Below are 13,148 nucleotides of genomic sequence, written 5' to 3' on the forward strand. Positions count from 1 at the left end.
TTAAGGGTTAAATTGAGTGAGACCACAGCAGAATCTGCTTGGTTTAAATAGGGTGGTACCGCCGAGAATCTTCGGTCCCTGTTATGGGATTTGAGGGTTCTTTTATTTTTGAAAAAAATCTCTCAAAGTTCCCGGAAACACTTAATTGCAAAAAAGGAGAACCAAAATGGCTGACAACAAGAAACTTGTATCAGAGATCACATCCATGGATGAAGATTTCACACAATGGTATACCGACGTATGTATCAAGGCAGACCTCGTAAGCTATTCCAACATCAAGGGATGTATGGTAATTAAGCCCGCGGGCTATGCAATCTGGGAGCTTATTCAGAAGCACCTTGATGCAAGATTTAAGGCAACGGGAGTTCAGAACGCTTACCTTCCCATGTTCATTCCCGAGTCACTTCTTCAGAAGGAGAAGGATCATGTAGAGGGATTTGCACCTGAAGTTGCTTGGGTTACACACGGAGGAATGGAGCCTCTTACAGAGAGATATTGTGTTCGTCCCACATCAGAGACACTTTTCTGCGATTACTACAAGGGCGAGATCCATTCATACAAAGACCTCCCTCAGGTTCTTAACCAGTGGTGCAGCGTTGTTAGATGGGAAAAAGAGACAAGACCTTTCCTTAGAAGCCGTGAGTTCCTTTGGCAGGAAGGGCACACAGCACACGCAACATTCGAAGAGGCTGAAGAGCGTACACAGCAGATGCTCAATGTATACGCCGACTTCCTTGAGAATGATATGGCTATTCCCGTTATCAAAGGACAGAAGACAGATAAAGAGAAGTTTGCGGGCGCAGAAGCTACATACACAGTAGAAGCTCTTATGCATGACGGAAGAGCTCTTCAGAGCGCTACCAGCCACAACTTCGGTGACGGATTTGCAAAGGCATTCGGTATCCAGTATGCAGGTAAAGATAACCAGCTCCACTATGTAAATCAGACTTCATGGGGACTTACAACACGTACTATCGGAGCTATGATCATGGTACACGGAGATAACTCCGGACTTGTTGTTCCTCCTAAGATCGCTCCTATCCAGGTTGTTGTTATTCCTATCCAGCAGAAGAAAGAGGGCGTTCTTGATGCCGCATACGGTATCGCTAAGAGCCTTTCTGATTACAGAGTAAAGACAGACGATACAGACAGAACACCCGGATTTAAGTTTGCCGAGCAGGAGATGAGAGGTATTCCGATCCGTGTTGAGATCGGACCTAAGGATCTCGAGGCAGGTAAGTGCGTACTTGTAAGAAGAGATACAAGAGAGAAGATCGAGTGCGCGATCTCAGACGTAGCAGCTAAAGTCGGAGAGCTTCTTGATCAGATCCAGAACGACATGCTTGCAAGAGCAAAGAAGCACCTCGAGGAGCACACATTCGTTGCTCACAACAAAGAGGAGTTTGCAGAGAACTTCAAGGAGACCAAGGGCTTTGTAAAGGCTATGTGGTGCGGAGACCGCGAGTGCGAAGATAAGATCAAGGAAGAGTTCAACGTAACAAGCCGTTGTATGCCTTTCGAGCAGGAGAACATCTCAGATGTTTGCCCTATCTGCGGCAAGCCTGCCAAGAAGATGGTTTACTGGGGAAGAGCATATTGATCCGGATAACAAAAAGATAATATCAATAATAAAGGCAGTGTGGATTTTCATCATTCCACACTGCCTATTTTTATAAAAGACTGATATGAAGCTTTCGTTTTTTTACTTGGTTTTACTTATGTTTTTCCTAGCGTAATACGTCTTTTTGTTGTTGTACATTCTCTGATCCGCCAGCATGAATACTGCGTGAGTATCTTTATCTTCCGCTTCCGATTTAAAAGCGAAGCCGTGAGAAACGCTGTGGTTAATGCCGGGATCTTCTTTATCAAGATCCAAAAGCTTTTTATCCAAAAGATCAAGGAGACTGACAACCTTGTCCTTGTCTATCGAATCGGAGATTACCATAAATTCATCGCCACCGATCCTAAAGCACTCTCCGAAGCCTTTAAAGGTGCTCGAAAGAGCGGATGAGAAGCTCTTAAGAAGCTTATCTCCGGCAGGATGTCCGTCGTTGTCGTTAACCTCTTTTAGTCCGTTCAGATCAAGGCTGACAATGCAGAAATCCGAATCGGATTCATCAAGGTCTGCAAGTCTTTTATCGGAGCAGGCTCTGTTGGGGAGCTGCGTAAGAGCATCCTCAAAAGCAATCTGGGCAAGAGATGCATACTCTTTTCTCTGAGCATAAATCCTTGTCATGAAGACAAAGTGATTAAGTAGCTGCGTGATAACAAAGAACATCGCGGTCGCAGGGATCACATTAATCATGAGAATGTTGTCTCGGCAATCCAGGTTTGGTCTCGTCACATCGGTCAAGGCTGTAAGTATCAGCGATATCGAAAGAAGCGTCAATCCAAACATAAGTATCTGAGTAGTAGGATTCTTGGATTTGGATTTAAAATCAATAAAGTCATAAACGACAAGGAACAAGAAGCTTATCAACGCAAGTAAATAATAAGGGATGATAAAGTGGTGAATATGAACCTTGTCCGTAAGGTGAAGCGCAATGAACAGGAAGCTGAAAGCCAGCGAACCGTATCCCATTATCGAAAGGACAAGTCCGTCATAGCGCTTGTGCAGGCTGTATATAAGTGAATAAATAGTCGGAACAAGCAAATACAGAGCGGAGTACCCGATGAAGGTTGCCGTCGATTTGTCCAAAAGGAAAGTGAAGCAGTCAAATTCCGTGAGCAGCCATAAACCAAGCAAAATACCTATAATCGAGCATACGATCTGATTGAACACATCTGACGATCTCATGTAGAAAACAAGTGAGATAAGCAGGAAGATGTGACCGAAAACGATAAGGAAGATACCCGTTATCAGAGGAAAAGTTGCCGTATACATAAGGTTTCTGTATAGGTCGTCAAAATCTCCCATCATCATGTTTACTACGTTTGCCTTTGTGTTGTTCTCGGTTACGTAGAGGTTTATGGAGAGTTTTTTGCCCGCATAATCAGGTTCAAGAGGAACAATATTGTATCCGTTTCCGATGTAGGAGCCGTTTGCTACCGCGTCGAGTCCTTCATAGGCGATAAGCTTGCCGTCGAGGAAAACCTCATAGGAACAGCATTCGGTCTTGAAAATAAGATAAGGGAACGGAGCTTCGCAAGACTTAAGCAGCTTTGGAAGCGTCAACGTGATCTTGTCTCCTCGCGAAAAAGAAACACCTATCTGATCGCTGAGAGCTCCCAATTCGGTATTGAGATATTGCTGATTTCTGTAGGTTGCAACCCAGCCTTTTTCCAGAGAATACAGAGGATATTGCTTTTCAAAGCGAAGCAAAGTGAAAAACGCCGAGAAGAGCAATACGATGAAAAGGGTGGAAATTCCTATGAAAGTAACTGTTTTACGCATGGAACGGCACCCCCATTTCCTTGTTTTGCTGATGCTCTTTCTTCATCTCGTACATACGTGAATCCGCAAGCATGTAAACTTCCTGAGCTGAACTGTTGGGAACCTCGTAGCTGTAGGCATAGCCATACGAAGCACTGTATTGGAACACCTGCTCTTTCCTGTTCCATTCGGACAAAAGAGCATAGAATTCATGAATTCTCTTGGTACAGTGAGAAGCCTGCTCATCAAGAAGAATAACGATAAATTCATCGCCGCCCATTCTTCCGATAAGATTTGCATCCCAGAAACAGTTGGTAAGTATTGTCGAAAAGCCCATTAGAAGGCGGTCGCCCTCGTGGTGGCCGTAAGTGTCGTTGACAACTTTAAGCTTATTCAGGTCGATACTGAATATTGTGTAAAGGCTGTGCTCATTTGAAATAACCTGCATTATCTGCTCACATCTTGCTCTGTTGGCAAGTCCTGTCAGAGGATCGGTATAAGCAAGGTCAACCATCTGTCTTTTCATTGAAGCATAATTGTTGTTGTATATGCTGTAGAAAAGATAACTGATGATAAGACAAGATACAAACAAGAGAGCACCGAAAGTAAAGCCGCTTCCGTAGAGGAAGATGTTTCCGGAGTTACTCTTATATTTGTGATAATCGTAAACAAATATATCGGAGATCGCGAAGATCATGAAAGCGAGCAGTCCCAGTATGAAAAAGAGATCCGAAGTCGTGTTGTGATCGTCGGAAGTAAAGAAATGCTCTCGTTCCCTGTACATAAGAATGATTGCGATAATACTCTGAATAATGATCGAACCCTGAATATATGTTGTCACATCCGAAAACTTAAGGATATTGTGATTGTTCAGAATAAAAAGAACAATAAAGAAAGCAATGTTATACAAGAACATAAGCTGAAACAGAGGCCTGCTCCTTTTTGGGAATACCGAAAACAGATATCCCGTTATGGAGATCGGAATACATACAAAAGACGCGTACTCAGCGACGGAATTGGCATGCGGATTATTGATCAGCATGTCGATAAGTCCGTACTGTCCAAGAATAAAAAGACCAAGCAAAAATGAAGTAAGTCCGCTGAAAAAGAGCCTTAGCTCTCTGTCGTGATATATGTACATGTACGGAGAAATAATGATAAGTATAAGTCCGAGTACAGATAAGAAGATGCCCGAGAAAATACTTACCGAGTTTTGTAAAAGATGATATGAAAGAATATCTACTCTGCTACCAAGAACGAACTCAGACAGCGAAGAAAAGGAAGCTCTTCTTGTTCCGGTAAGAACAACCTTTAAGCGGTTTCCGGAGTGAGAACCGGTAAGAGAAACACAGTTGAATCTGTCGGGGCATTCGCGGTATTTCTCGTAGATATCACGTCCGTAAGAATAGATAAGATCTTTTCCGACATAAACATCTACGGTCGCGTGCTTGGTGAAAAAGTAAAGGCAGCAGGAGTTGCCTGAAATATATGGGATGGTTCTTGTAAGCACAAGAGAATCACCTTCATTGATCACGGGAATATTTACTTCATGAAGAACGGACGACGTTTTCAAAACATCGTCATTTAAAGAAACAGTCCATCTGTCCTCAAGAGTTGTAAGAGATGAGCTGTAAGAGTAGGAATTATCTATAACCTTTAAAAGCGCCATTATTAAAAGAAAAAATATCGCAAGCAAAAGAATAGCGACAAACCTGGTGTTTTTTCTGAATTTCATATTTAAACCCTCATAATATCATTAACATTAGTATATAACCTGAGAAAGAAAATTCCTAGACAATTCTTCACAAGTATCGGTCTTTGGGCTATTATGAGAATATGATTATTAGAATGCCGGAAAATGCAAAAAAGATATTGGACACCATGCACGAGGCGGGATTTGAGGCCTATATCGTCGGTGGTTGTGTGAGAGATGCGCTTCTTGGAAGAGAGCCGATGGATTGGGATATCACTACCAATGCACTTCCTCAGGATACCAAGAAGCTTTTCAGAAGAACCATAGATACGGGAATAGAGCACGGAACCGTTACGGTAATGATGGGAAAAGAGGGCTACGAAGTCACCACTTACCGTATTGACGGAAAGTACGAGGACAACAGACATCCAAGCGAAGTTACTTTTACCAAGAATCTCACCGAAGACATGAGAAGGCGAGATTTCACGATAAATGCGATGGCCTACAACGAAGAAGAAGGGCTTATCGACAGATTTGGCGGAGTCGAAGACCTTAATAATAAACTCATAAGATGTGTCGGAAATGCTCACGAACGTTTTTCAGAGGACGCACTCAGAATAATGAGAGCAGTCAGATTCTCCGCTCAGCTTGATTATTCTATAGAAAAAGAGACTGAAGAAGCAATAAAAGAGCTTGCGCCGACGCTAAAAAAGATAAGCGCAGAGAGAGTGCAGGTTGAGCTTATCAAGCTTCTTGAATCGGATCATCCCGAAAAATTCATGGATCTATATGAACTTGGGATCACCAAGGTTATACTTCCCGAATTCGATGCCTGCATGAAAACAAAGCAGAACAATCCGCATCATTTATACGATGTCGGAACACATACAGTTAAAGCGTTGGAACATGTAAGAGCCGATAAAGTGCTTAGACTTTCCATGCTTCTTCATGATATTGGTAAGCCCGAAACGAAAACGACGGACGAAGCCGGAATAGACCATTTTCACGGACATGCGTCTCTCGGAGCCGATATGGCACATGATATCTTCAGAAGACTTAAGTTTGACAGAGATACCATGGACAGAGTCTGTAACCTGATCAAATATCACGACGACAGATTCCCCGCGGAGCCAAGGACCGTCAGAAGAGCCATGAACAGAGTGGGAGTAGAGGATTTTCCGCTTCTTCTTGACGTAAAATATGCCGACACAATGGCACAGAGCTCTTATTATCAAAAAGAGAAGTTGCAAGCACTTAAAGATATAAGAGTTCTTTATGATAAAATAATAAAAGAGAATGATTGCGTGACACTTAAGCAGCTTGCGGTCGGGGGAAAAGAGCTTATTAGTCTCGGAATAGCTCCCGGCAAGCAGATTGGCGATATTTTAAACGCGATGCTTAAGGATGTCATTGATGAACCTGCGCATAACACCAAAGAGTATCTTTTAGAGCCGGAGCGCCTAAAAAATGTATTCATGAAGGAGCATGAGCAAGGAGTAGATCATGAAAAGAAATCATCGGATAATTAAAACGGTCCTGGCAGTAGCAATTTCTTTTGCCATGCTAACCCCTAATGTGCCGGGGGCAGAAGCATATGCTACTACCAATAAGAAGATAAGCATATCGATGATAGGTAAGTATGACAGCGCGGATAAAGCTGCCATAAGGGATATAGATCTTGACGCCAAGAAGATCAGATTCAGAAATCATTCAACGGGAAAGACCTATACACTTGATTATGACAACACCAGCATGATGTATGATGCTTGGGAGGCTCCGCTTTCTCCGAGTCTTTTGGAGATCGGACAGGTTGTCGATGTTAAGTTTCTTAAGAGCACCAAGCACATAACTTCCCTGGTTGTTGCCAAGGATGCGTGGGCTATTAATGATACAAGAGATCATGAGCTTGTAAGAGCGGATAAGACGGCTAAGGTTAAGGGTGAGCTCTATAATATGGATGCGAGAACCCTTGTTATGGCCGAGGGAGAGCCGGCTCTTGCCGAGGATGTCCTGGGAACGGACAAGATCAAGGTATATGGCGTCGATGATGACATTTACAGCGTTGTTGTTACAAGCGGTCACGGCTATGTGAGCCTTTCTTCCGACACGGTTGAGGACAGAAGTCTTGTGGGAGCGTGGCTTGAGCTTGATAACGAAGTAATCTACAAGATATCTCCGAATATGATGCTGAGCGCACCGGAGGGTGAGTATAATCTTCAGATACTTGGAAACGGCGCCAACTATCAGTCCAAGGTAAGCATAAGCAGAAATAAGGAAACAGTGGTAGACACCAGCGACATTACAATATCCAAACCAAAGGAAGGTCTTGTTACATTCGAGATCACGCCAAGTGAAGCGGAAGTGTTTGTCGACGGCGAGAAGCAGCTTACGGATGTTCCTGTTTCTATCCGCTACGGATATCATAATCTGAAGATCATGGCTGACGGATACATCACGCAGAACAGATATCTCAAGGTGGGAACTGCCAAGTCTGTTGTTCAGATAGAGCTTGAAAAAGAGGATTCCGGATCACCGGGCAAATCTTCATCTGCGGCTTCAGATTATAGTTCTACCAACAAGAAAGACAAGAATTCTTCATCTTCCGCATCGGTTGCAACAATTCCGAAGAGCTCGGCCGCTGCGAGTGTTGCCACAGTCAGCGCAAATAGCGATAAACCGAAAGCTAAGGACAGGGTTATTGAAGGATATAAGATATACGTTGAAGAGCCTGAAGATACAGAGGTTTATTTCGACGGAAGCTATATCGGAATGACGCCCGCAAGCTTTACCAAGGTTTCGGGAACACATGAAGTTACTCTCAGAAGAGATGGCTATAAGACCAAGAGCTATAGAGTAAACATCGATGATTCGGAGGACAACGCTTTTTATAAGTTCCCGGATCTTAAGAAAGAAGAGAAAGAATCGGATAAAGAAGAAAAGTCCGATAAGTCGTCGGATGCAGCGACCAAGGCTTCTACAGAAAAGCCCGCCGATGCTTCCAAAGACAAGACGACGGATGATTCCGCCAACAAGGCTACAACGGATAAGCCAAGTGACTCGTCTACAATGGCATCAACAGGTAAGAAGGATGATTCGGGAACGACAGCCACAACCGCTAAATCCGATTCAGCAGGAAAAGATAAGACGGAGTCCGCTAAAGAGGAGGCTACAGATCCTTCAAATTCAGGCGGAAAGACAAACAAGCAGGATGAGGATAGCAAAGACAACAGTGAATCCGGCAATTCTAAAGATAAAAAAGACAACAGTGATGCGGCAAACACTGCATCGGGAGAGAAAGATGAGACTTGATAAATATTTAAAAGTAACCAGACTTATAAAAAGGCGTACTGTTGCCAACGAGGCCTGTGATGCAGGAAGAGTACAGATCAACGGTCGTCCGGCCAAGGCATCTACTGATGTTAAGGTAGGAGATAAGATTACAATCGGCTTTGGTAATAAGGATGTGAGCGTTGAGGTTCTGGATGTGCAGGAAACAGTGCACAAAGAGGATGTTACAAATTTGTATCGATACATTTGACAGGCTTTTACCGCTTGTATTAGAATGTAAATATAGGTATAAAGCAACATTATTGATTGGGGTAATTTTAGATGGCAGCAAGAGCACGCTATAAGAGGAGGCGTTTTCAAAACAGAGCAGGAATTGCCTGGGCCAGCATCGTGGTTCTTATTCTCGTGACCGTAGTTTCGGTCAAGAGCGTTGGACTTATGCGCAAGGCCGCCGATCTACAAGCCAAGGAGGAATATCTCAAGGCACAGATCGAGGCAGAGCAGCTCAGAAGTGAAGAAATCGCTGATTTTGAGAGATATACGCATACACGTAAATATATAGAGGATACGGCTAAGGACAAATTGGGACTTGTGTATCCCGGTGAGATTATCTTCAGGAATGAAGATAAGTAAGTTATTCTTGTGTAATGCAGCGCAGACATCGGTACGGATTACGTATGTGTCTGCGCTGTTTCTATCATGGGAAAAGGATTATGAACGGGTTTGAAAACAAAGTACTTAACTTCATAAGAAGAGAAGAGCTTTTGAATGCATCCGACAAGGTACTTGTCGGGTTTTCGGGCGGTGCGGACTCAACTGCGCTTATCACGGTTTTATATGAGCTCAGAAAGCTTTTGGGAATTGAGATCGCTGCGCTTCACGTTAATCACGGCATCAGAGAAGATGCCGCAGACGATGTCTCTTTTACCCGAGACTTCTGTAAGGAAAGGGGCATCGAGTACATTCTTGTTGAAGAGAACGTGCCCCGGTATGCCAAAGAAAACAAGCTCACGGAAGAGGAAGCGGGCAGGAAGATAAGATACGAAGCTTTTAGCACTTACAAAGAACGTATCGGTGCCACCAAGATCGCGGTCGCCCATCACAGTAACGATGCGGCGGAAACTCTTTTGCATAATCTACTTCGAGGAAGCGGCCTTCACGGAGCGGGCTCGATAAGACCAAAGAGAGACGATGTAATCAGACCGCTTCTTGTGGTTTCCAGGCAGGAGATAGAGGATTATCTCAAGGAAAAAGGGCTTTCGTATTGCACGGATTCCACCAATGAAGAGAATATCCATACAAGAAATAAGATAAGAAACGTCCTCATTCCCTATATGGAAAAAGAGATAAATGAAGGATCGGCAGAGAATCTGAGCAAAGCCGCCGAGAGATTCGCCGAGGCGGATGAGTATATAAGAAGCGTTGCCGCAGACTTTTTTGAAAAGGAAGTCACATGTGACAAGGATAAGGCGGAGCTTGATCTTAACAAGCTAAAAGAGTTACCCAAGGTGATCAAAGAGAACGTGATCCTTAAGTGCTTCGAGCAGCTGACTCCAAGCAGGAAGGACATTACCGCAGCGCATGTTGATGCGATCATGTCTCTTATGGATGAAACGAACGGAACAAAAAGAAAAGATTTTCCGTATATGATTACCGCAATAAGGCAGTATAATAAACTTATTATCAGTAAAAAGAATGAGCGGGATTTAGAAAGCTCTTTTGACGAGGAAAAAGAAATCGAGCTTCCCTTAGATGAGCTTGGCAGCGAAAATAAGACATTTGAGGTTCCGGGGCTAGGCACCGTAAATGCCGCTATAATAAAGGGAGCGACGAAGGACGCTATTCCGTCAGATACATATACGAAATGGTTTGATTGTGATAGAATACAGACAACCGTTTTTAGACACAGAAGAAAAGATGATTACATATATATTGATATGGATGGCAAGGATTGCAAAAAGATGCTGTCCAAGTTTATGACGGATGTGAAGATTCCTTTGGATGAGCGGGATAAACTCTATGTTCTGGCGGACGGAGATCATGTTCTTTGGATCCCGGGCTACAGGATGAGCAGCAGAGCTAAGATAAGTGAAGATACAGAAAGTATTTTGGCTATAAATATTATTTGTGGAGGAAAAAACAGTGGCTGAATCAGTTCGAGTATTATTGACGGAAGAAGAAGTTGATAAGAGGATCAAAGAGCTTGGAGAAGCTATCAGCAGAGATTACGAAGGAGAGACGGTGCATCTTGTATGCGTGCTTAAAGGCGGCGTATTTTTCATGTGCGAGCTTGCTAAGCGCATCACGATTCCCGTAACCATGGACTTTATGTCTGCATCAAGCTACGGAAGCGCAACAAAATCAAGCGGAGTTGTAAAGATAGTAAAGGACCTTGATGAGCCTCTTAAGGACAGACACGTGCTCATCGTTGAGGATATCGTTGATTCGGGAAGAACACTGTCATATCTTATAAAAATGCTCGGAGACAGAGGCCCTGCAAGCATCAAGCTTTGCACGCTTCTTGATAAGCCCGAGAGAAGAGTTACAGATGTAAAAGTTGATTATACGGGATTTGAGATTCCCGATGAATTTGTTGTCGGATACGGCCTTGATTACGATCAGAGATATCGTAACCTTCCATATATCGGTGTCGTTGAGTTCAACTGATGAACAACGTACCAAAAAGTTATCCAAGGGGGATTAAATAATTTGAATCGAAACAGAAGCTATAATCCTATTTTTATTTTTGTGGTCATTTTACTTGTGGCCGTAGTATTCCTGGAGTATGGAAGGTCATTTTTATCAAAAGAAGACGGCGCATATTCAAGAAATGAGTTTGTACAGGATGTTGAAGCGGGAAAGGTCGAATATGTTGAGATATTACCCAACGCAGAGACGCCCACAGGTTCTGTAAGAGTAAGCTTTAACAACGGAAGTAATGACAAATCATTTTATACTACCGATGTAACCGAAGTTGAGAATATCGTTATGGGGAAGGATATCCGTGTTGAGGTAAAAGATATTCCTTCAGAGAACATTCTTATAAACGGAATAGTTCCCGTTATAGTCGGACTTATCGTCATGGTATTTGTATTTTCCATGATCAGCAATATGCAGGCCGGAAATGCGGGCAACAGCCGAATGATGAACTTCGGAAAGAGCAGAGCAAAGCTTTCCGTAGCGGAAGAAAATAAGACAAGACTTGCAGATGTTGCCGGACTTAACGAAGAAAAAGAGCAGCTCCATGAGATTATTCAGTTTTTGAAGGCACCCGAGAAATTTACCAAGGTTGGAGCGAGAATTCCCAAAGGCGTACTTTTGGAAGGTGCACCCGGAACAGGTAAGACGCTTCTTGCAAGAGCTGTTGCCGGAGAAGCCGGAGTTCCGTTCTTTAGTATTTCGGGTTCGGACTTTGTAGAGATGTTTGTCGGAGTCGGTGCATCAAGAGTAAGAGATCTTTTTGGAGAAGCCAAGAAGAATGCACCTTGTATCATATTTATAGACGAGATCGACGCGGTAGCAAGACGCCGCGGAACAGGTATGGGCGGCGGCCACGATGAGAGAGAGCAGACACTTAACCAGATGTTGGTTGAGATGGACGGCTTTGGTGTCAACGAGGGCATTATCGTTATGGCTGCAACTAACAGAGTAGACATCCTTGATCCCGCTATATTAAGACCCGGAAGATTTGACAGAAAGATCACGGTTACAAGACCCGACGTAGGAGAAAGAGAAGCGATCCTTAAGGTTCATTCCAAGAATAAGCCTCTCGGAAGTGACGTCGATCTCAAGGGACTTGCAAGAACAACCGCAGGCTTTACCGGAGCGGATCTTGAGAACCTTCTTAACGAAGCTGCGATCAACGCTGCAGTAGACAGCAGAGCATATATCGATCAGGCAGATGTAAACAGAGCATTTACTCAGGTTGGTATCGGAACCGAGAAACGAAGCAGGATAATCACCGACAAGGATAAGAAGATAACAGCTTATCATGAGGCCGGACATGCTATCCTCTTCCATGTTCTTCCCGATGTCGGACCTGTTCATACAATATCCGTTATTCCTACAGGCGTAGGGGCAGCAGGATATACAATGCCTCTTTCCGAGAACGATGACATGCACATAACAAAGAGCAGAATGCTTCAGGATATCATGGTGGCGCTCGGCGGAAGAATCGCTGAGGAGATCATCTTCGGCGACATTACAACAGGTGCCGTGAGCGATATCGGCAAAGCTACAAGCGAAGCAAGAAGCATGGTTACCAAGTATGGTATGTCAAGCAAGATCGGACTTATCAATTACGATGAGAACGAGGAAGATGTATTTATCGGCTATGACATCTCACACAACAAGAAGCACAGTGAGCTTATGTCCGGTGAGATAGACAAAGAAGTAAAGACTATAATAGACAAGTGTTATTCCAGAGCAAAAGAGATCATTCTTAAGTATGAGGATATCCTTCATTCAAGCGCAGAGTTGCTTATAGAGAAGGAGAAGATCGGACGCGAAGAGTTCGAAGCTCTTTTTGAAGGACATGATTCTCAGTGCGAAGTAAATATAGAAATTTAATTGTGCAACATGCACAAAAAACCATAGCTGCTTTTGACAAATTTGTGAAGTATTAGTCTTTACGCGGGGTTGGGTGGATGTTAGTATAATATGCGTAACCCCCCAATACATTATATAGTTTTTTGCTATACCCCATAAGAAAGAAATACCTTCTCTAAAAAAGACAGCTTCCCCGCTGTCTTTTTTGCATTTATGGGATTACTTATAGATGCGGAATATTCCATT

General features: G+C 43.4%; 10 protein-coding genes and 1 other annotated feature (1 of these 11 only partly in view). Of the genes, 8 read left to right on the forward strand and 2 right to left on the reverse strand.

Features of this window, described 5'->3' with window-relative positions; all coding sequences use genetic code 11:
* Window positions 1-83: a binding site (T-box leader), on the forward strand (it extends 127 nt beyond the left edge of the window).
* Window positions 84-166: 83 nt separating this feature from the next.
* Window positions 167-1,600 (forward strand): proline--tRNA ligase, encoded by a 1,434-nt coding sequence (proS, locus tag BM377_RS05995; RefSeq protein ID WP_092245235.1) that lies wholly within the window; start codon window positions 167-169, stop codon window positions 1,598-1,600.
* A 102-nt stretch (window positions 1,601-1,702) separates the two neighbouring features.
* Here proS and BM377_RS06000 read toward each other — a convergent pair whose 3' ends face one another.
* Both BM377_RS06000 and BM377_RS06005 read right to left on the reverse strand, forming a co-directional pair.
* Window positions 1,703-3,394 carry a GGDEF domain-containing protein gene (locus BM377_RS06000; protein ID WP_092245237.1) on the reverse strand — a complete coding sequence of 564 codons (1,692 nt, stop codon included), beginning with the start codon at window positions 3,392-3,394 and terminating at the stop codon, window positions 1,703-1,705.
* Window positions 3,387-5,108 (reverse strand): GGDEF domain-containing protein, encoded by a 1,722-nt coding sequence (locus BM377_RS06005; RefSeq protein WP_092245239.1) that lies wholly within the window; start codon window positions 5,106-5,108, stop codon window positions 3,387-3,389. Before BM377_RS06005 ends, BM377_RS06000 begins: the two co-directional genes overlap by 8 nt.
* A gap of 101 nt (window positions 5,109-5,209) precedes the next feature.
* On the opposite strand from BM377_RS06005, the gene BM377_RS06010 reads away from it, so the two are divergent.
* The 7 genes from BM377_RS06010 (at window position 5,210) to ftsH (ending at window position 12,923) form a co-directional block, all read left to right on the forward strand.
* Window positions 5,210-6,595: a CCA tRNA nucleotidyltransferase gene (locus BM377_RS06010; RefSeq protein ID WP_092245243.1), complete on the forward strand. Its 1,386-nt coding sequence runs from the start codon at window positions 5,210-5,212 to the stop codon at window positions 6,593-6,595.
* A complete protein-coding gene (locus BM377_RS06015) occupies window positions 6,570-8,375 on the forward strand; it encodes a PEGA domain-containing protein (protein WP_092245246.1) in 1,806 nt (601 codons plus the stop codon). Before BM377_RS06010 ends, BM377_RS06015 begins: the two co-directional genes overlap by 26 nt.
* Complete coding sequence (locus BM377_RS06020) at window positions 8,365-8,604, forward strand: RNA-binding S4 domain-containing protein (RefSeq protein WP_092245249.1); 240 nt, start codon at window positions 8,365-8,367, stop codon at window positions 8,602-8,604. Before BM377_RS06015 ends, BM377_RS06020 begins: the two co-directional genes overlap by 11 nt.
* A 71-nt stretch (window positions 8,605-8,675) precedes the next feature.
* Window positions 8,676-8,987 (forward strand): septum formation initiator family protein, encoded by a 312-nt coding sequence (locus BM377_RS06025; RefSeq protein ID WP_092245253.1) that lies wholly within the window; start codon window positions 8,676-8,678, stop codon window positions 8,985-8,987.
* Between the two features lie 80 nt (window positions 8,988-9,067).
* Window positions 9,068-10,504 carry a tRNA lysidine(34) synthetase TilS gene (gene tilS / locus BM377_RS06030; RefSeq protein ID WP_177223813.1) on the forward strand — a complete coding sequence of 479 codons (1,437 nt, stop codon included), beginning with the start codon at window positions 9,068-9,070 and terminating at the stop codon, window positions 10,502-10,504.
* On the forward strand, window positions 10,497-11,021 hold the full coding sequence (gene hpt, locus BM377_RS06035) for a hypoxanthine phosphoribosyltransferase (RefSeq protein ID WP_092245259.1): 525 nt from the start codon (window positions 10,497-10,499) through the stop codon (window positions 11,019-11,021). The genes tilS and hpt overlap by 8 nt, the downstream gene beginning before the upstream one ends.
* Before the next feature lie 42 nt (window positions 11,022-11,063).
* On the forward strand, window positions 11,064-12,923 hold the full coding sequence (gene ftsH, locus BM377_RS06040) for an ATP-dependent zinc metalloprotease FtsH (RefSeq protein ID WP_092245262.1): 1,860 nt from the start codon (window positions 11,064-11,066) through the stop codon (window positions 12,921-12,923).
* Window positions 12,924-13,148 lie beyond the last annotated feature (225 nt).

The organism is Butyrivibrio sp. INlla21, assembly GCF_900116875.1.
In the GTDB taxonomy this organism is placed as follows: Bacteria; Bacillota; Clostridia; order Lachnospirales; family Lachnospiraceae; genus Butyrivibrio.